The sequence below is a fragment of the Paenibacillus sonchi genome, assembly GCF_016772475.1.
Taxonomy (GTDB): domain Bacteria; phylum Bacillota; class Bacilli; order Paenibacillales; family Paenibacillaceae; genus Paenibacillus_AQ; species Paenibacillus_AQ sonchi.
Window position 1 is genome coordinate 14,982 of the sequence record NZ_CP068597.1, and the last position, 16,350, is coordinate 31,331.

Consider the following 16,350-nt stretch of genomic DNA (forward strand, 5'->3'; position numbering starts at 1 on the left):
GTTGCTACCGATTTTACATATTTTTTGCATGAGAGAATTTGTACCACCTCCCACCGACCATCTATGACTGTACGCCACTGTCCCTAGGACTGCTATGTGCCGGAGCGGACATTACAAACGTCCTTCTCGGTGCATGCCACTGTTGCCAATGACCTGCCTAGGAATTGGTTAGCAAGTTACTACCGGATTTTGTAAAAACAGCCCTCCTCATATAAAAAGTATTCGTTCACTTCCGATAAGCGTCGTAATTTTCTATCTTTCATCATATTCTAGATCCCTCTGAAAAAATCTTCCGAGTTTGCTAGGCACTGATACATAACTCTTTTCCAATAATTGGGGAAGTCATTCAAATCTATAATAGGTTTCAGATTTGCTTCAATAAATTCTGACTGTAGCTGCTGAAACGTTGCGGTTGAACTATATTTCCTTATAACTTTTACGAAAGAGTTTCTTTGAGTAATCACTTCACTCAAGTGCTTCCCTGCCTCCAAACGATACCTGTTAGCAATATTTAATAGCTTGAAATGATGAAGAGCTCTGTGTTTGTCTTCCTGCCTCCAGTTCGCCGGGCATTCAACATAAAAACTGATAGCACCCGGAGTTCCGGAAACGAAATTTGCATATACCCATTGCTCACGAAAAAAAATGTCCTTGTCGATATAGGGATGAATCGCTTGGTGTACCTCATCTACTGCGAAAACTTGACCTTTCTCTCCCATATTGCAGTCGCGGCACGATGGAACTAAATTAATAGGCATCACCGAAAATTCAGGATAATGTGCAATAGGAAGAAAATGATCTATATTTTTTGTCTGTCCTATATCACCACAAAATGGACATTTTTCACCTGATGAAACAAGCATGTCATCGTAATATGTTCTAGCGGGTTTGTTTTTATCTCGGAGATTATTTTCATAAAGCTTTTCTAATTTAACCTTTGTCAGGTTACCAACTACTAAGGTTGTAGGCTCAAGAGGGTGTGTCCTGTCGTAGGTAAATAACTGACCTGTCGAGCTTAATATTCTATATTGTTGTTCTTTCTGCAAAAAAGTGGGGAAGTGAGTAATGAAATTATTTCTAACATTTATCTGCATCATACCTTCCGAGCATTTATTAAGCATTTCGCTATAAGTTCTCGCTGGAAGAGGTAGTTTTTTCATTGTACTTTACCTTCATCTCTGTTCATTATCATCGCTTTTAAAACGGTTCGACCTTCTAATCCTATCTGACCATTATAATTTTTTAGAATGGTTTCATAAGAAAGCTCTGAATCAACGGACTGCGATAATAAGTGGTGGTATCCAGAATTTGTCACTTCAAGTAAAAACACCTCACGAGTTAAAACACCTAAGTTCTCACCGAATGTCTCAATATCCGGACGGATAATATTTATTGCTTCTCTTGACCGTAGGACTTTCCACATGCAGGATTTTGGAACCTCTTGCAGTACTACTGGGGAATGAGTTGCAATTATTGCTACACCATTGCGTGCATCGAGTAAGTCGCTTAATGTTCGTAAAAAAGCAGAGAGCAAAGGTGGATGCAGATGAACCTCTGGTTCATCGAATAAAACTAATGACTTTTCGCCAACGACATCTACTAATCTTGTGATAGTAAATAAAACAATTGCATGTCCAGAGCTCATTCGAAGCAGATATTTCTGGATATTGTCATAAAACAATTTAGTGAATTTATCATCGTCCACTTGAATCTGTGGTTCATTACGTCTTAACTCTTCATATTTAGAAATGAGGCTGATGAGTTCCATATTTGAAAAGTTTTCATCACTACTTAGTTTTTTGATAGCTTCAAGCCAGAGTTGTCTTTTTCTATCTACTCTCATACAACCAATAAATGCTGAAATGAATTCTAAGCGGAGATCGCCTAGTGATTTTAAACTATTGCTGGCAGCATTCTTGAGTCCAATATAAAAGTATTGTGTACCTTTTGCTGGGTCAGGTTGTTCTTTAGGAGGAGTAAAAGGATCAAATGCACTAAACGAAACTGAAACAAGCGATCGAAAATATCCCTTTGGGATTCTTGACTCGATAAGTCTATTATTTTCAGAGAAAAAATATTCATTGTTTTCTGGGTTGGTGATTGCACCAATCATTCCATTCAAAATTGTTGTTTTACCACACCCATTCCGCCCGATAAAAGCATGAATGTTCGTGCTGGGCATAGAATTAACCGTCACCTCAAAAGGTATAGTTAAATCACTGAATCCGGGAGCACTTTTTCTATTAAATGAAAAGTGGAAATCTGACAATTCTGGCAAACCATTTAACACACGTGCGAACTGTCCATGAATTTCTGAAAGAGTTACCCCTCTAAGTAATGAGGTGTTAAGGACGCTTTCATTTTCAATGTCGGCTAATCGATTTGGCCATACTACTAAATCCTGAATAGCTTTAAGAAGGTTATGTTTAAAACCATCGCTTAATTTGCTGAGATTAACATAGTAGTCAATGCTTTCACCTAAGGAAAAAAACATTTCAGGGAGTTGACTGAATTTTTTATCTATTAATGAATAAGTGCTTACTTCTTCTTTTTGACCTACAAAACCAATTTTAACATTTCCGATATCGCATTTTTCACCATGCTCATCAAAGACAGTAAGATAAAACATTGTAACAAAGGAATAGTCATTCCAACCATCTGCTCGTAGGAATGCCTTATTTTTTTCTACTGCAGGAATATACCCGCCTCTTTCAATAACACTAAACTCCAACATATAGTAACCCTTAATTTTATTAAAATAACCGCAATTTATTTGGCGGCAACACAGGATCTCTCTTTTAAGTTACTCTCTATTACATACGTTTTCCATCTAAAAATTAGTAGTATTGAACTTAACGGGGCATCGTATTGTAGTTTTCCATATTTAGCTTTCTGCTTCCTTTTGGATAACCCACTGTTATTCATGTTGCATGGTGCACTGTTTATACCAACGATATAGTCTATTAATGCATATATAGTATCGCCGAACGATTAGCTCTTCAGGCTTCTGAAGAAGCGTTTCAAGTACTAATAAGCCGATAGATAGCCACGGACTTCGTAGCCATTTTTCATAAGTGTTAACTTCCGCTCCTCGCTCATAACAGACATTCACTACAGTTATGGCGGAAAGGTATGCATGCTGGGTGTGGGGAAGTCGTGAAAGAAAAGAAGTCAGCTGCGTCGTTTGACATCACTGCTATCTTCTTACTGGTTATGCAGGTCGTAGTGGGTGGCACACAAAGCTTTGCACTGGATTGCGAGGCTTTGTGCTTCTCTGGAGTGCGACAGGTTTGATGACAAAAAATTAGCGCAAGAAGACAAAAATCACCTTGCGCTAATGCTCTGTTACAGGTCACTAATACCATCTAAGTAGTTGATTCATAGTGACTGCATATGTTGTGTTTTACAGTATTATGTAGTCTGTTTTTTATGCAAAATCTAATTTAATATATTGATATTTATATCATTTTACGTTTCTCGTTCAGCTTTTTTATACTAAGTTGGCATTATAAAAAAGCATTGCTTATCAATTTGTTGCAACGAACAGGTCACTATCAGTCAAAATAAAATCATTATTTGATTTCAATTTTGTCCCACTCCCTGCCTCTGTCATCACGATACTGTGATGCCATGGTGTCCGACTTATGCCCGAGAAGATGTTGAGCAAACTTATCGCTTATCTGCTTCTCATAGAGTCTTGCAGACAAACTGCGCAACTCGTGAAAGGTAGGCGGATCCCCTTCGAAGGAAAGACCTGATGCTTTTCGTGCGCGCATAAAATACCTTGATACTGTGCCGGATGAAAGCGGTTCGCGACGAGTAGATGCAATTATGGTTTCTCCGCCAAGAATCTCTTTGCATTTATCAAGTGTTTCCTTCATTGATATTCCGAGAGCATCAATATGCAATGCTGTTGGGATGGCAATTTTTACGCCTGTTTTGCTTTGCTCGACATAAAGATATCCATCTACGATATCAGACCACTTCATTTCGCATAAATCACCAACTCGTTGCCCGGTAACAACAGCCAGTTCCATTGCAAGTCTGAGCCAACATGGTGATGATTCTGCTGCTTGATAAATTTTCAGGTATTCGTCAGCCGTAAGTCTTGATCTCCTTACCTCTGATTTTGCTGCGCGAGTGGCAGCGACATGGTTTGTTGTTATATGGCCTTCAGCTATTGCCTCTCGGAATGCATCGCTCAGTGTTGATCTGATTAACTTGGCTGACGCCGCCTTGCCCTCGTCTATGTATCCATTGAGCATTGCCGCAATTTCTTTTGTGGTGATGTCTTCAAGTGGAGCATCAGGCAGACCCCTCCTTATTGCTTTAATTTTGCTCATGTAATTTATGAGTGTCTTCTGCTTGATTCCTCTGCTGGCCAGGATTTTTTCGTAGCGATCAAGCCATGAATGTAACGTAACGGAATTATCACTGTTGATTCTCGCTGTCAGAGGCTTGTGTTTGTGTCCTGAAAATAACTCAATGTTGGCCTGTATAGCTTCAGTGATTGCGATTCGCCTGTCTCTGCCTAATCCAAACTCTTTACCCGTCCTTGGGTCCCTGTAGCAGTAATATCCATTGTTTCTTATATAAAGGTTAGGGGGTAAATCCCGGCGCTCATGACTTCGCCTTCTTCCCATTTCTGATCCTCTTCAAAAGGCCACCTGTTACTGGTCGATTTAAGTCAACCTTTACCGCTGATTCGTGGAACAGATACTCTCTTCCATCCTTAACCGGAGGTGGGAATATCCTGCATTCCCGAACCCATCGACGAACTGTTTCAAGGCTTCTTGGACGTCGCTGGCGTGCGTTCCACTCCTGAAGTGTCAAGTACATCGCAAAGTCTCCGCAATTACACGCAAGAAAAAACCGCCATCAGGCGGCTTGGTGTTCTTTCAGTTCTTCAATTCGAATATTGGTTACGTCTGCATGTGCTATCTGCGCCCATATCATCCAGTGGTCGTAGCAGTCGTTGATGTTCTCCGCTTCGATAACTCTGTTGAATGGCTCTCCATTCCATTCTCCTGTGACTCGGAAGTGCATTTATCATCTCCATAAAACAAAACCCGCCGTAGCGAGTTCAGATAAAATAAATCCCCGCGAGTGCGAGGATTGTTATGTAATATTGGGTTTAATCATCTATATGTTTTGTACAGAGAGGGCAAGTATCGTTTCCACCGTACTCGTGATAATAATTTTGCACGGTATCAGTCATTTCTCGCACATTGCAGAATGGGGATTTGTCTTCATTAGACTTATAAACCTTCATGGAATATTTGTATGCCGACTCTATATCTATACCTTCATCTACATAAACACCTTCGTGATGTCTGCATGGAGACAAGACACCGGATCTGCACAACATTGATAACGCCCAATCTTTTTGCTCAGACTCTAACTCATTGATACTCATTTATAAACTCCTTGCAATGTATGTCGTTTCAGCTAAACGGTATCAGCAATGTTTATGTAAAGAAACAGTAAGATAATACTCAACCCGATGTTTGAGTACGGTCATCATCTGACACTACAGACTCTGGCATCGCTGTGAAGACGACGCGAAATTCAGCATTTTCACAAGCGTTATCTTTTACAAAACCGATCTCACTCTCCTTTGATGCGAATGCCAGCGTCAGACATCATATGCAGATACTCACCTGCATCCTGAACCCATTGACCTCCAACCCCGTAATAGCGATGCGTAATGATGTCGATAGTTACTAACGGGTCTTGTTCGATTAACTGCCGCAGAAACTCTTCCAGGTCACCAGTGCAGTGCTTGATAACAGGAGTCTTCCCAGGATGGCGAACAACAAGAAACTGGTTTCCGTCTTCACGGACTTCGTTGCTTTCCAGTTTAGCAATACGCTTACTCCCATCCGAGATAACACCTTCGTAATACTCACGCTGCTCGTTGAGTTTTGATTTTGCTGTTTCAAGCTCAACACGCAGTTTCCCTACTGTTAGCGCAATATCCTCGTTCTCCTGGTCGCGGCGTTTGATGTATTGCTGGTTTCTTTCCCGTTCATCCAGCAGTTCCAGCACAATCGATGGTGTTACCAATTCATGGAAAAGGTCTGCGTCAAATCCCCAGTCGTCATGCATTGCCTGCTCTGCCGCTTCACGCAGTGCCTGAGAGTTAATTTCGCTCACTTCGAACCTCTCTGTTTACTGATAAGTTCCAGATCCTCCTGGCAACTTGCACAAGTCCGACAACCCTGAACGACCAGGCGTCTTCGTTCATCTATCGGATCGCCACACTCACAACAATGAGTGGCAGATATAGCCTGGTGGTTCAGGCGGCGCATTTTTATTGCTGTGTTGCGCTGTAATTCTTCTATTTCTGATGCTGAATCAATGATGTCTGCCATCTTTCATTAATCCCTGAACTGTTGGTTAATACGCTTGAGGGTGAATGCGAATAATAAAAAAGGAGCCTGTAGCTCCCTGATGATTTTGCTTTTCATGTTCATCGTTCCTTAAAGACGCCGTTTAACATGCCGATTGCCAGGCTTAAATGAGTCGGTGTGAATCCCATCAGCGTTACCGTTTCGCGGTGCTTCTTCAGTACGCTACGGCAAATGTCATCGACGTTTTTATCCGGAAACTGCTGTCTGGCTTTTTTTGATTTCAGAATTAGCCTGACGGGCAATGCTGCGAAGGGCGTTTTCCTGCTGAGGTGTCATTGAACAAGTCCCATGTCGGCAAGCATAAGCACACAGAATATGAAGCCCGCTGCCAGAAAAATGCATTCCGTGGTTGTCATACCTGGTTTCTCTCATCTGCTTCTGCTTTCGCCACCATCATTTCCAGCTTTTGTGAAAGGGATGCGGCTAACGTATGAAATTCTTCGTCTGTTTCTACTGGTATTGGCACAAACCTGATTCCAATTTGAGCAAGGCTATGTGCCATCTCGATACTCGTTCTTAACTCAACAGAAGATGCTTTGTGCATACAGCCCCTCGTTTATTATTTATCTCCTCAGCCAGCCGCTGTGCTTTCAGTGGATTTCGGATAACAGAAAGGCCGGGAAATACCCAGCCTCGCTTTGTAACGGAGTAGACGAAAGTGATTGCGCCTACCCGGATATTATCGTGAGGATGCGTCATCGCCATTGCTCCCCAAATACAAAACCAATTTCAGCCAGTGCCTCGTCCATTTTTTCGATGAACTCCGGCACGATCTCGTCAAAACTCGCCATGTACTTTTCATCCCGCTCAATCACGACATAATGCAGGCCTTCACGCTTCATACGCGGGTCATAGTTGGCAAAGTACCAGGCATTTTTTCGCGTCACCCACATGCTGTACTGCACCTGGGCCATGTAAGCTGACTTTATGGCCTCGAAACCACCGAGCCGGAACTTCATGAAATCCCGGGAGGTAAACGGGCATTTCAGTTCAAGGCCGTTGCCGTCACTGCATAAACCATCGGGAGAGCAGGCGGTACGCATACTTTCGTCGCGATAGATGATCGGGGATTCAGTAACATTCACGCCGGAAGTGAATTCAAACAGGGTTCTGGCGTCGTTCTCGTACTGTTTTCCCCAGGCCAGTGCTTTAGCGTTAACTTCCGGAGCCACACCGGTGCAAACCTCAGCAAGCAGGGTGTGGAAGTAGGACATTTTCATGTCAGGCCACTTCTTTCCGGAGCGGGGTTTTGCTATCACGTTGTGAACTTCTGAAGCGGTGATGACGCCGAGCCGTAATTTGTGCCACGCATCATCCCCCTGTTCGACAGCTCTCACATCGATCCCGGTACGCTGCAGGATAATGTCCGGTGTCATGCTGCCACCTTCTGCTCTGCGGCTTTCTGTTTCAGGAATCCAAGAGCTTTTACTGCTTCGGCCTGTGTCAGTTCTGACGATGCACGAATGTCGCGGCGAAATATCTGGGAACAGAGCGGCAATAAGTCGTCATCCCATGTTTTATCCAGGGCGATCAGCAGAGTGTTAATCTCCTGCATGGTTTCATCGTTAACCGGAGTGATGTCGCGTTCCGGCTGACGTTCTGCAGTGTATGCAGTATTTTCGACAATGCGCTCGGCTTCATCCTTGTCATAGATACCAGCAAATCCGAAGGCCAGACGGGCACACTGAATCATGGCTTTATGACGTAACATCCGTTTGGGATGCGACTGCCACGGCCCCGTGATTTCTCTGCCTTCGCGAGTTTTGAATGGTTCGCGGCGGCATTCATCCATCCATTCGGTAACGCAGATCGGATGATTACGGTCCTTGCGGTAAATCCGGCATGTACAGGATTCATTGTCCTGCTCAAAGTCCATGCCATCAAACTGCTGGTTTTCATTGATGATGCGGGACCAGCCATCAACGCCCACCACCGGAACGATGCCATTCTGCTTATCAGGAAAGGCGTAAATTTCTTTCGTCCACGGATTAAGGCCGTACTGGTTGGCAACGATCAGTAATGCGATGAACTGCGCATCGCTGGCATCACCTTTAAATGCCGTCTGGCGAAGAGTGGTGATCAGTTCCTGTGGGTCGACAGAATCCATGCCGACACGTTCAGCCAGCTTCCCAGCCAGCGTTGCGAGTGCAGTACTCATTCGTTTTATACCTCTGAATCAATATCAACCTGGTGGTGAGCAATGGTTTCAACCATGTACCGGATGTGTTCTGCCATGCGCTCCTGAAACTCAACATCGTCATCAAACGCACGGGTAATGGATTTTTTGCTGGCCCCGTGGCGTTGCAAATGATCGATGCATAGCGATTCAAACAGGTGCTGGGGCAGGCCTTTTTCCATGTCGTCTGCCAGTTCTGCCTCTTTCTCTTCACGGGCGAGCTGCTGGTAGTGACGCGCCCAGCTCTGAGCCTCAAGACGATCCTGAATGTAATAAGCGTTCATGGCTGAACTCCTGAAATAGCTGTGAAAATATCGCCCGCGAAATGCCGGGCTGATTAGGAAAACAGGAAAGGGGGTTAGTGAATGCTTTTGCTTGATCTCAGTTTCAGTATTAATATCCATTTTTTATAAGCGTCGACGGCTTCACGAAACATCTTTTCATCGCCAATAAAAGTGGCGATAGTGAATTTAGTCTGGATAGCCATAAGTGTTTGATCCATTCTTTGGGACTCCTGGCTGATTAAGTATGTCGATAAGGCGTTTCCATCCGTCACGTAATTTACGGGTGATTCGTTCAAGTAAAGATTCGGAAGGGCAGCCAGCAACAGGCCACCCTGCAATGGCATATTGCATGGTGTGCTCCTTATTTATACATAACGAAAAACGCCTCGAGTGAAGCGTTATTGGTATGCGGTAAAACCGCACTCAGGCGGCCTTGATAGTCATATCATCTGAATCAAATATTCCTGATGTATCGATATCGGTAATTCTTATTCCTTCGCTACCATCCATTGGAGGCCATCCTTCCTGACCATTTCCATCATTCCAGTCGAACTCACACACAACACCATATGCATTTAAGTCGCTTGAAATTGCTATAAGCAGAGCATGTTGCGCCAGCATGATTAATACAGCATTTAATACAGAGCCGTGTTTATTGAGTCGGTATTCAGAGTCTGACCAGAAATTATTAATCTGGTGAAGTTTTTCCTCTGTCATTACGTCATGGTCGATTTCAATTTCTATTGATGCTTTCCAGTCGTAATCAATGATGTATTTTTTGATGTTTGACATCTGTTCATATCCTCACAGATAAAAAATCGCCCTCACACTGGAGGGCAAAGAAGATTTCCAATAATCAGAACAAGTCGGCTCCTGTTTAGTTACGAGCGACATTGCTCCGTGTATTCACTCGTTGGAATGAATACACAGTGCAGTGTTTATTCTGTTATTTATGCCAAAAATAAAGGCCACTATCAGGCAGCTTTGTTGTTCTGTTTACCAAGTTCTCTGGCAATCATTGCCGTCGTTCGTATTGCCCATTTATCGACATATTTCCCATCTTCCATTACAGGAAACATTTCTTCAGGCTTAACCATGCATTCCGATTGCAGCTTGCATCCATTGCATCGCTTGAATTGTCCACACCATTGATTTTTATCAATAGTCGTAGTCATACGGATAGTCCTGGTATTGTTCCATCACATCCTGAGGATGCTCTTCGAACTCTTCAAATTCTTCTTCCATATATCACCTTAAATAGTGGATTGCGGTAGTAAAGATTGTGCCTGTCTTTTAACCACATCAGGCTCGGTGGTTCTCGTGTACCCCTACAGCGAGAAATCGGATAAACTATTACAACCCCTACAGTTTGATGAGTATAGAAATGGATCCACTCGTTATTCTCGGACGAGTGTTCAGTAATGAACCTCTGGAGAGAACCATGTATATGATCGTTATCTGGGTTGGACTTCTGCTTTTAAGCCCAGATAACTGGCCTGAATATGTTAATGAGAGAATCGGTATTCCTCATGTGTGGCATGTTTTCGTCTTTGCTCTTGCATTTTCGCTAGCAATTAATGTGCATCGATTATCAGCTATTGCCAGCGCCAGATATAAGCGATTTAAGCTAAGAAAACGCATTAAGATGCAAAACGATAAAGTGCGATCAGTAATTCAAAACCTTACAGAAGAGCAATCTATGGTTTTGTGCGCAGCCCTTAATGAAGGCAGGAAGTATGTGGTTACATCAAAACAATTCCCATACATTAGTGAGTTGATTGAGCTTGGTGTGTTGAACAAAACTTTTTCCCGATGGAATGGAAAGCATATATTATTCCCTATTGAGGATATTTACTGGACTGAATTAGTTGCCAGCTATGATCCATATAATATTGAGATAAAGCCAAGGCCAATATCTAAGTAACTAGATAAGAGGAATCGATTTTCCCTTAATTTTCTGGCGTCCACTGCATGTTATGCCGCGTTCGCCAGGCTTGCTGTACCATGTGCGCTGATTCTTGCGCTCAATACGTTGCAGGTTGCTTTCAATCTGTTTGTGGTATTCAGCCAGCACTGTAAGGTCTATCGGATTTAGTGCGCTTTCTACTCGTGATTTCGGTTTGCGATTCAGCGAGAGAATAGGGCGGTTAACTGGTTTTGCGCTTACCCCAACCAACAGGGGATTTGCTGCTTTCCATTGAGCCTGTTTCTCTGCGCGACGTTCGCGGCGGCGTGTTTGTGCATCCATCTGGATTCTCCTGTCAGTTAGCTTTGGTGGTGTGTGGCAGTTGTAGTCCTGAACGAAAACCCCCCGCGATTGGCACATTGGCAGCTAATCCGGAATCGCACTTACGGCCAATGCTTCGTTTCGTATCACACACCCCAAAGCCTTCTGCTTTGAATGCTGCCCTTCTTCAGGGCTTAATTTTTAAGAGCGTCACCTTCATGGTGGTCAGTGCGTCCTGCTGATGTGCTCAGTATCACCGCCAGTGGTATTTATGTCAACACCGCCAGAGATAATTTATCACCGCAGATGGTTATCTGTATGTTTTTTATATGAATTTATTTTTTGCAGGGGGGCATTGTTTGGTAGGTGAGAGATCTGAATTGCTATGTTTAGTGAGTTGTATCTATTTATTTTTCAATAAATACAATTGGTTATGTGTTTTGGGGGCGATCGTGAGGCAAAGAAAACCCGGCGCTGAGGCCGGGTTATTCTTGTTCTCTGGTCAAATTATATAGTTGGAAAACAAGGATGCATATATGAATGAACGATGCAGAGGCAATGCCGATGGCGATAGTGGGTATCATGTAGCCGCTTATGCTGGAAAGAAGCAATAACCCGCAGAAAAACAAAGCTCCAAGCTCAACAAAACTAAGGGCATAGACAATAACTACCGATGTCATATACCCATACTCTCTAATCTTGGCCAGTCGGCGCGTTCTGCTTCCGATTAGAAACGTCAAGGCAGCAATCAGGATTGCAATCATGGTTCCTGCATATGATGACAATGTCGCCCCAAGACCATCTCTATGAGCTGAAAAAGAAACACCAGGAATGTAGTGGCGGAAAAGGAGATAGCAAATGCTTACGATAACGTAAGGAATTATTACTATGTAAACACCAGGCATGATTCTGTTCCGCATAATTACTCCTGATAATTAATCCTTAACTTTGCCCACCTGCCTTTTAAAACATTCCAGTATATCACTTTTCATTCTTGCGTAGCAATATGCCATCTCTTCAGCTATCTCAGCATTGGTGACCTTGTTCAGAGGCGCTGAGAGATGGCCTTTTTCTGATAGATAATGTTCTGTTAAAATATCTCCGGCCTCATCTTTTGCCCGCAGGCTAATGTCTGAAAATTGAGGTGACGGGTTAAAAATAATATCCTTGGCAACCTTTTTTATATCCCTTTTAAATTTTGGCTTAATGACTATATCCAATGAGTCAAAAAGCTCCCCTTCAATATCTGTTGCCCCTAAGACCTTTAATATATCGCCAAATACAGGTAGCTTGGCTTCTACCTTCACCGTTGTTCGGCCGATGAAATGCATATGCATAACATCGTCTTTGGTGGTTCCCCTCATCAGTGGCTCTATCTGAACGCGCTCTCCACTGCTTAATGACATTCCTTTCCCGATTAAAAAATCTGTCAGATCGGATGTGGTCGGCCCGAAAACAGTTCTGGCAAAACCAATGGTGTCGCCTTCAACAAACAAAAAAGATGGGAATCCCAATGATTCGTCATCTGCGAGGCTGTTCTTAATATCTTCAACTGAAGCTTTAGAGCGATTTATCTTCTGAACCAGACTCTTGTCATTTGTTTTGGTAAAGAGAAAAGTTTTTCCATCGATTTTATGAATATACAAATAATTGGAGCCAACCTGCAGGTGATGATTATCAGCCAGCAGAGAATTAAGGAAAACAGACAGGTTTATTGAGCGCTTATCTTTCCCTTTATTTTTGCTGCGGTAAGTCGCATAAAAACCATTCTTCATAATTCAATCCATTTACTATGTTATGTTCTGAGGGGAGTGAAAATTCCCCTAATTCGATGAAGATTCTTGCTCAATTGTTATCAGCTATGCGCCGACCAGAACACCTTGCCGATCAGCCAAACGTCTCTTCAGGCCACTGACTAGCGATAACTTTCCCCACAACGGAACAACTCTCATTGCATGGGATCATTGGGTACTGTGGGTTTAGTGGTTGTAAAAACACCTGACCGCTATCCCTGATCAGTTTCTTGAAGGTAAACTCATCACCCCCAAGTCTGGCTATGCAGAAATCACCTGGCTCAACAGCCTGCTCAGGGTCAACGAGAATTAACATTCCGTCAGGAAAGCTTGGCTTGGAGCCTGTTGGTGCGGTCATGGAATTACCTTCAACCTCAAGCCAGAATGCAGAATCACTGGCTTTTTTGGTTGTGCTTACCCATCTCTCCGCATCACCTTTGGTAAAGGTTCTAAGCTTAGGTGAGAACATCCCTGCCTGAACATGAGAAAAAACAGGGTACTCATACTCACTTCTAAGTGACGGCTGCATACTAACCGCTTCATACATCTCGTAGATTTCTCTGGCGATTGAAGGGCTAAATTCTTCAACGCTAACTTTGAGAATTTTTGTAAGCAATGCGGCGTTATAAGCATTTAATGCATTGATGCCATTAAATAAAGCACCAACGCCTGACTGCCCCATCCCCATCTTGTCTGCGACAGATTCCTGGGATAAGCCAAGTTCATTTTTCTTTTTTTCATAAATTGCTTTAAGGCGACGTGCGTCCTCAAGCTGCTCTTGTGTTAATGGTTTCTTTTTTGTGCTCATACGTTAAATCTATCACCGCAAGGGATAAATATCTAACACCGTGCGTGTTGACTATTTTACCTCTGGCGGTGATAATGGTTGCATGTACTAAGGAGGTTGTATGGAACAACGCATAACCCTGAAAGATTATGCAATGCGCTTTGGGCAAACCAAGACAGCTAAAGATCTCGGCGTATATCAAAGCGCGATCAACAAGGCCATTCATGCAGGCCGAAAGATTTTTTTAACTATAAACGCTGATGGAAGCGTTTATGCGGAAGAGGTAAAGCCCTTCCCGAGTAACAAAAAAACAACAGCATAAATAACCCCGCTCTTACACATTCCAGCCCTGAAAAAGGGCATCAAATTAAACCACACCTATGGTGTATGCATTTATTTGCATACATTCAATCAATTGTTATCTAAGGAAATACTTACATATGGTTCGTGCAAACAAACGCAACGAGGCTCTACGAATCGAGAGTGCGTTGCTTAACAAAATCGCAATGCTTGGAACTGAGAAGACAGCGGAAGCTGTGGGCGTTGATAAGTCGCAGATCAGCAGGTGGAAGAGGGACTGGATTCCAAAGTTCTCAATGCTGCTTGCTGTTCTTGAATGGGGGTCGTTGACGACGACATGGCTCGATTGGCGCGACAAGTTGCTGCGATTCTCACCAATAAAAAACGCCCGGCGGCAACCGAGCGTTCTGAACAAATCCAGATGGAGTTCTGAGGTCATTACTGGATCTATCAACAGGAGTCATTATGACAAATACAGCAAAAATACTCAACTTCGGCAGAGGTAACTTTGCCGGACAGGAGCGTAATGTGGCAGATCTCGATGATGGTTACGCCAGACTATCAAATATGCTGCTTGAGGCTTATTCGGGCGCAGATCTGACCAAGCGACAGTTTAAAGTGCTGCTTGCCATTCTGCGTAAAACCTATGGGTGGAATAAACCAATGGACAGAATCACCGATTCTCAACTTAGCGAGATTACAAAGTTACCTGTCAAACGGTGCAATGAAGCCAAGTTAGAACTCGTCAGAATGAATATTATCAAGCAGCAAGGCGGCATGTTTGGACCAAATAAAAACATCTCAGAATGGTGCATCCCTCAAAACGAGGGAAAATCCCCTAAAACGAGGGATAAAACATCCCTCAAATTGGGGGATTGCTATCCCTCAAAACAGGGGGACACAAAAGACACTATTACAAAAGAAAAAAGAAAAGATTATTCGTCAGAGAATTCTGGCGAATCCTCTGACCAGCCAGAAAACGACCTTTCTGTGGTGAAACCGGATGCTGCAATTCAGAGCGGCAGCAAGTGGGGGACAGCAGAAGACCTGACCGCCGCAGAGTGGATGTTTGACATGGTGAAGACTATCGCACCATCAGCCAGAAAACCGAATTTTGCTGGGTGGGCTAACGATATCCGCCTGATGCGTGAACGTGACGGACGTAACCACCGCGACATGTGTGTGCTGTTCCGCTGGGCATGCCAGGACAACTTCTGGTCCGGTAACGTGCTGAGCCCGGCCAAACTCCGCGATAAGTGGACCCAACTCGAAATCAACCGTAACAAGCAACAGGCAGGCGTGACAGCCAGCAAACCAAAACTCGACCTGACAAACACAGACTGGATTTACGGGGTGGATCTATGAAAAACATCGCCGCACAGATGGTTAACTTTGACCGTGAGCAGATGCGTCGGATCGCCAACAACATGCCGGAACAGTACGACGAAAAGCCGCAGGTACAGCAGGTAGCGCAGATCATCAACGGTGTGTTCAGCCAGTTACTGGCAACTTTCCCGGCGAGCCTGGCTAACCGTGACCAGAACGAAGTGAACGAAATCCGTCGCCAGTGGGTTCTGGCTTTTCGGGAAAACGGGATCACCACGATGGAACAGGTTAACGCAGGAATGCGCGTAGCCCGTCGGCAGAATCGACCATTTCTGCCATCACCCGGGCAGTTTGTTGCATGGTGCCGGGAAGAAGCATCCGTTACCGCCGGACTGCCAAACGTCAGCGAGCTGGTTGATATGGTTTACGAGTATTGCCGGAAGCGAGGCCTGTATCCGGATGCGGAGTCTTATCCGTGGAAATCAAACGCGCACTACTGGCTGGTTACCAACCTGTATCAGAACATGCGGGCCAATGCGCTTACTGATGCGGAATTACGCCGTAAGGCCGCAGATGAGCTTGTCCATATGACTGCGAGAATTAACCGTGGTGAGGCGATCCCTGAACCAGTAAAACAACTTCCTGTCATGGGCGGTAGACCTCTAAATCGTGCACAGGCTCTGGCGAAGATCGCAGAAATCAAAGCTAAGTTCGGACTGAAAGGAGCAAGTGTATGACGGGCAAAGAGGCAATTATTCATTACCTGGGGACGCATAATAGCTTCTGTGCGCCGGACGTTGCCGCGCTAACAGGCGCAACAGTAACCAGCATAAATCAGGCCGCGGCTAAAATGGCACGGGCAGGTCTTCTGGTTATCGAAGGTAAGGTCTGGCGAACGGTGTATTACCGGTTTGCTACCAGGGAAGAACGGGAAGGAAAGATGAGCACGAACCTGGTTTTTAAGGAGTGTCGCCAGAGTGCCGCGATGAAACGGGTATTGGCGGTATATGGAGTTAAAAGATGACCATCTACATTACTGAGCTA

General features: G+C 44.0%; 26 protein-coding genes and 2 pseudogenes. 6 read left to right on the forward strand and 22 right to left on the reverse strand.

Annotated elements, in window-relative coordinates:
* Nucleotides 1–269: 269 nt before the first annotated feature.
* The 18 genes and pseudogenes from JI735_RS34825 to JI735_RS34910 form a co-directional block, all read right to left on the reverse strand.
* Complete coding sequence (locus JI735_RS34825) at nucleotides 270–1,160, reverse strand: HNH endonuclease signature motif containing protein (RefSeq protein WP_000735931.1); 891 nt, start codon at nucleotides 1,158–1,160, stop codon at nucleotides 270–272.
* Entirely contained in the window at nucleotides 1,157–2,734 is a 1,578-nt protein-coding gene (locus tag JI735_RS34830; RefSeq protein WP_015979259.1) for an AAA family ATPase, read from the reverse strand. Before JI735_RS34830 ends, JI735_RS34825 begins: the two co-directional genes overlap by 4 nt.
* Nucleotides 2,735–3,572: 838 nt before the next feature.
* The gene (locus JI735_RS34835; RefSeq protein ID WP_000533640.1) at nucleotides 3,573–4,643 is read right to left on the reverse strand and encodes a tyrosine-type recombinase/integrase; all 1,071 of its coding nucleotides are present in this window, start codon (nucleotides 4,641–4,643) and stop codon (nucleotides 3,573–3,575) included.
* Nucleotides 4,621–4,839: an excisionase gene (locus JI735_RS34840; protein WP_002414258.1), complete on the reverse strand. Its 219-nt coding sequence runs from the start codon at nucleotides 4,837–4,839 to the stop codon at nucleotides 4,621–4,623. The genes JI735_RS34835 and JI735_RS34840 overlap by 23 nt, the downstream gene beginning before the upstream one ends.
* A 39-nt stretch (nucleotides 4,840–4,878) precedes the next feature.
* On the reverse strand, nucleotides 4,879–5,046 hold the full coding sequence (locus tag JI735_RS34845; RefSeq protein WP_000545733.1) for a hypothetical protein: 168 nt from the start codon (nucleotides 5,044–5,046) through the stop codon (nucleotides 4,879–4,881).
* Nucleotides 5,047–5,134: 88 nt separating this feature from the next.
* Nucleotides 5,135–5,416, reverse strand: a complete 282-nt coding sequence (locus JI735_RS34850; protein WP_000026224.1) for a hypothetical protein — start codon at nucleotides 5,414–5,416, stop codon at nucleotides 5,135–5,137.
* 191 nt (nucleotides 5,417–5,607) lie between these two features.
* Complete coding sequence (locus JI735_RS34855) at nucleotides 5,608–6,156, reverse strand: ead/Ea22-like family protein (RefSeq protein ID WP_001289873.1); 549 nt, start codon at nucleotides 6,154–6,156, stop codon at nucleotides 5,608–5,610.
* Nucleotides 6,153–6,374: a TraR/DksA family transcriptional regulator gene (locus tag JI735_RS34860; RefSeq protein ID WP_000763367.1), complete on the reverse strand. Its 222-nt coding sequence runs from the start codon at nucleotides 6,372–6,374 to the stop codon at nucleotides 6,153–6,155. The genes JI735_RS34855 and JI735_RS34860 overlap by 4 nt, the downstream gene beginning before the upstream one ends.
* A 98-nt stretch (nucleotides 6,375–6,472) precedes the next feature.
* Nucleotides 6,473–6,689 (reverse strand): annotated as a pseudogene (locus JI735_RS37640) (hypothetical protein).
* 76 nt (nucleotides 6,690–6,765) lie between these two features.
* Nucleotides 6,766–6,957 (reverse strand): DUF1382 family protein, encoded by a 192-nt coding sequence (locus tag JI735_RS34870; RefSeq protein WP_015979260.1) that lies wholly within the window; start codon nucleotides 6,955–6,957, stop codon nucleotides 6,766–6,768.
* A complete protein-coding gene (locus JI735_RS34875) occupies nucleotides 6,930–7,112 on the reverse strand; it encodes a DUF1317 domain-containing protein (protein WP_000149542.1) in 183 nt (60 codons plus the stop codon). Before JI735_RS34875 ends, JI735_RS34870 begins: the two co-directional genes overlap by 28 nt.
* Nucleotides 7,109–7,789, reverse strand: coding sequence for a lambda exonuclease family protein (locus JI735_RS34880; protein ID WP_000186853.1), 681 nt, complete (start codon nucleotides 7,787–7,789; stop codon nucleotides 7,109–7,111). The genes JI735_RS34875 and JI735_RS34880 overlap by 4 nt, the downstream gene beginning before the upstream one ends.
* Nucleotides 7,786–8,571: a phage recombination protein Bet gene (gene bet, locus JI735_RS34885; protein ID WP_000100844.1), complete on the reverse strand. Its 786-nt coding sequence runs from the start codon at nucleotides 8,569–8,571 to the stop codon at nucleotides 7,786–7,788. The genes JI735_RS34880 and bet overlap by 4 nt, the downstream gene beginning before the upstream one ends.
* A gap of 5 nt (nucleotides 8,572–8,576) precedes the next feature.
* On the reverse strand, nucleotides 8,577–8,873 hold the full coding sequence (locus JI735_RS34890; protein ID WP_000995451.1) for a host-nuclease inhibitor Gam family protein: 297 nt from the start codon (nucleotides 8,871–8,873) through the stop codon (nucleotides 8,577–8,579).
* Between the two features lie 74 nt (nucleotides 8,874–8,947).
* Nucleotides 8,948–9,091 carry a host cell division inhibitory peptide Kil gene (gene kil, locus JI735_RS34895; protein ID WP_000372937.1) on the reverse strand — a complete coding sequence of 48 codons (144 nt, stop codon included), beginning with the start codon at nucleotides 9,089–9,091 and terminating at the stop codon, nucleotides 8,948–8,950.
* Complete coding sequence (locus tag JI735_RS34900) at nucleotides 9,060–9,224, reverse strand: protease FtsH-inhibitory lysogeny factor CIII (RefSeq protein WP_001198861.1); 165 nt, start codon at nucleotides 9,222–9,224, stop codon at nucleotides 9,060–9,062. Before JI735_RS34900 ends, kil begins: the two co-directional genes overlap by 32 nt.
* A gap of 72 nt (nucleotides 9,225–9,296) precedes the next feature.
* Nucleotides 9,297–9,665 carry a DUF2528 family protein gene (locus JI735_RS34905; RefSeq protein ID WP_000065374.1) on the reverse strand — a complete coding sequence of 123 codons (369 nt, stop codon included), beginning with the start codon at nucleotides 9,663–9,665 and terminating at the stop codon, nucleotides 9,297–9,299.
* A gap of 182 nt (nucleotides 9,666–9,847) precedes the next feature.
* Complete coding sequence (locus tag JI735_RS34910; RefSeq protein ID WP_000213975.1) at nucleotides 9,848–10,048, reverse strand: antirestriction Ral family protein; 201 nt, start codon at nucleotides 10,046–10,048, stop codon at nucleotides 9,848–9,850.
* 266 nt (nucleotides 10,049–10,314) lie between these two features.
* Between JI735_RS34910 and JI735_RS34915 the strand changes: the two genes are divergently transcribed.
* Nucleotides 10,315–10,797, forward strand: coding sequence for a superinfection exclusion B family protein (locus tag JI735_RS34915; RefSeq protein WP_000281856.1), 483 nt, complete (start codon nucleotides 10,315–10,317; stop codon nucleotides 10,795–10,797).
* On the opposite strand, the gene JI735_RS38095 is transcribed toward JI735_RS34915, so the two are convergent.
* From JI735_RS38095 to JI735_RS34935, 4 genes are all read right to left on the reverse strand, one after another.
* Nucleotides 10,798–11,121 (reverse strand): antitermination protein N, encoded by a 324-nt coding sequence (locus JI735_RS38095; RefSeq protein ID WP_001564525.1) that lies wholly within the window; start codon nucleotides 11,119–11,121, stop codon nucleotides 10,798–10,800.
* 464 nt (nucleotides 11,122–11,585) lie between these two features.
* Complete coding sequence (locus tag JI735_RS34925) at nucleotides 11,586–12,020, reverse strand: protein rexB (RefSeq protein WP_001245922.1); 435 nt, start codon at nucleotides 12,018–12,020, stop codon at nucleotides 11,586–11,588.
* Between the two features lie 15 nt (nucleotides 12,021–12,035).
* Nucleotides 12,036–12,875: a protein rexA gene (locus tag JI735_RS34930; protein ID WP_000788349.1), complete on the reverse strand. Its 840-nt coding sequence runs from the start codon at nucleotides 12,873–12,875 to the stop codon at nucleotides 12,036–12,038.
* A 112-nt stretch (nucleotides 12,876–12,987) separates the two neighbouring features.
* Nucleotides 12,988–13,701, reverse strand: a complete 714-nt coding sequence (locus JI735_RS34935) for a LexA family protein (protein ID WP_000104864.1) — start codon at nucleotides 13,699–13,701, stop codon at nucleotides 12,988–12,990.
* A gap of 100 nt (nucleotides 13,702–13,801) precedes the next feature.
* Between JI735_RS34935 and JI735_RS34940 the strand changes: the two genes are divergently transcribed.
* From JI735_RS34940 to JI735_RS34960, 5 genes and pseudogenes are all read left to right on the forward strand, one after another.
* The gene (locus JI735_RS34940) at nucleotides 13,802–14,002 is read left to right on the forward strand and encodes a Cro/CI family transcriptional regulator (RefSeq protein WP_000437875.1); all 201 of its coding nucleotides are present in this window, start codon (nucleotides 13,802–13,804) and stop codon (nucleotides 14,000–14,002) included.
* A 118-nt stretch (nucleotides 14,003–14,120) separates the two neighbouring features.
* Nucleotides 14,121–14,413, forward strand: a pseudogene (locus JI735_RS34945) (lambda phage CII family protein).
* 32 nt (nucleotides 14,414–14,445) lie between these two features.
* Complete coding sequence (locus JI735_RS34950; protein ID WP_000185505.1) at nucleotides 14,446–15,345, forward strand: replication protein; 900 nt, start codon at nucleotides 14,446–14,448, stop codon at nucleotides 15,343–15,345.
* Nucleotides 15,342–16,043, forward strand: coding sequence for a replication protein P (locus JI735_RS34955; protein ID WP_000788910.1), 702 nt, complete (start codon nucleotides 15,342–15,344; stop codon nucleotides 16,041–16,043). Before JI735_RS34950 ends, JI735_RS34955 begins: the two co-directional genes overlap by 4 nt.
* Nucleotides 16,040–16,330, forward strand: coding sequence for a protein ren (locus JI735_RS34960; protein ID WP_000145933.1), 291 nt, complete (start codon nucleotides 16,040–16,042; stop codon nucleotides 16,328–16,330). The genes JI735_RS34955 and JI735_RS34960 overlap by 4 nt, the downstream gene beginning before the upstream one ends.
* Nucleotides 16,331–16,350 lie beyond the last annotated feature (20 nt).

Coding starts and splice junctions, on each gene's coding strand:
- JI735_RS34910 (WP_000213975.1), bottom strand. CDS start 10,048: ATGACTACGACTATTGATAAAAATCAATGGTGTGGACAATTCAAGCGA.
- JI735_RS34880 (WP_000186853.1), bottom strand. CDS start 7,789: ATGACACCGGACATTATCCTGCAGCGTACCGGGATCGATGTGAGAGCT.
- JI735_RS34900 (WP_001198861.1), bottom strand. CDS start 9,224: ATGCAATATGCCATTGCAGGGTGGCCTGTTGCTGGCTGCCCTTCCGAA.
- JI735_RS34925 (WP_001245922.1), bottom strand. CDS start 12,020: ATGCGGAACAGAATCATGCCTGGTGTTTACATAGTAATAATTCCTTAC.
- JI735_RS34930 (WP_000788349.1), bottom strand. CDS start 12,875: ATGAAGAATGGTTTTTATGCGACTTACCGCAGCAAAAATAAAGGGAAA.
- JI735_RS34955 (WP_000788910.1), top strand. CDS start 15,342: ATGAAAAACATCGCCGCACAGATGGTTAACTTTGACCGTGAGCAGATG.
- JI735_RS34915 (WP_000281856.1), top strand. CDS start 10,315: ATGTATATGATCGTTATCTGGGTTGGACTTCTGCTTTTAAGCCCAGAT.
- JI735_RS34960 (WP_000145933.1), top strand. CDS start 16,040: ATGACGGGCAAAGAGGCAATTATTCATTACCTGGGGACGCATAATAGC.
- JI735_RS34835 (WP_000533640.1), bottom strand. CDS start 4,643: ATGGGAAGAAGGCGAAGTCATGAGCGCCGGGATTTACCCCCTAACCTT.
- JI735_RS34935 (WP_000104864.1), bottom strand. CDS start 13,701: ATGAGCACAAAAAAGAAACCATTAACACAAGAGCAGCTTGAGGACGCA.
- JI735_RS34825 (WP_000735931.1), bottom strand. CDS start 1,160: ATGAAAAAACTACCTCTTCCAGCGAGAACTTATAGCGAAATGCTTAAT.
- JI735_RS34870 (WP_015979260.1), bottom strand. CDS start 6,957: ATGCACAAAGCATCTTCTGTTGAGTTAAGAACGAGTATCGAGATGGCA.
- kil (WP_000372937.1), bottom strand. CDS start 9,091: ATGGATCAAACACTTATGGCTATCCAGACTAAATTCACTATCGCCACT.
- JI735_RS34850 (WP_000026224.1), bottom strand. CDS start 5,416: ATGAGTATCAATGAGTTAGAGTCTGAGCAAAAAGATTGGGCGTTATCA.
- JI735_RS34845 (WP_000545733.1), bottom strand. CDS start 5,046: ATGCACTTCCGAGTCACAGGAGAATGGAATGGAGAGCCATTCAACAGA.
- JI735_RS34840 (WP_002414258.1), bottom strand. CDS start 4,839: ATGTACTTGACACTTCAGGAGTGGAACGCACGCCAGCGACGTCCAAGA.
- JI735_RS38095 (WP_001564525.1), bottom strand. CDS start 11,121: ATGGATGCACAAACACGCCGCCGCGAACGTCGCGCAGAGAAACAGGCT.
- JI735_RS34890 (WP_000995451.1), bottom strand. CDS start 8,873: ATGAACGCTTATTACATTCAGGATCGTCTTGAGGCTCAGAGCTGGGCG.
- JI735_RS34940 (WP_000437875.1), top strand. CDS start 13,802: ATGGAACAACGCATAACCCTGAAAGATTATGCAATGCGCTTTGGGCAA.
- JI735_RS34905 (WP_000065374.1), bottom strand. CDS start 9,665: ATGTCAAACATCAAAAAATACATCATTGATTACGACTGGAAAGCATCA.
- bet (WP_000100844.1), bottom strand. CDS start 8,571: ATGAGTACTGCACTCGCAACGCTGGCTGGGAAGCTGGCTGAACGTGTC.
- JI735_RS34950 (WP_000185505.1), top strand. CDS start 14,446: ATGACAAATACAGCAAAAATACTCAACTTCGGCAGAGGTAACTTTGCC.
- JI735_RS34875 (WP_000149542.1), bottom strand. CDS start 7,112: ATGACGCATCCTCACGATAATATCCGGGTAGGCGCAATCACTTTCGTC.
- JI735_RS34860 (WP_000763367.1), bottom strand. CDS start 6,374: ATGGCAGACATCATTGATTCAGCATCAGAAATAGAAGAATTACAGCGC.
- JI735_RS34830 (WP_015979259.1), bottom strand. CDS start 2,734: ATGTTGGAGTTTAGTGTTATTGAAAGAGGCGGGTATATTCCTGCAGTA.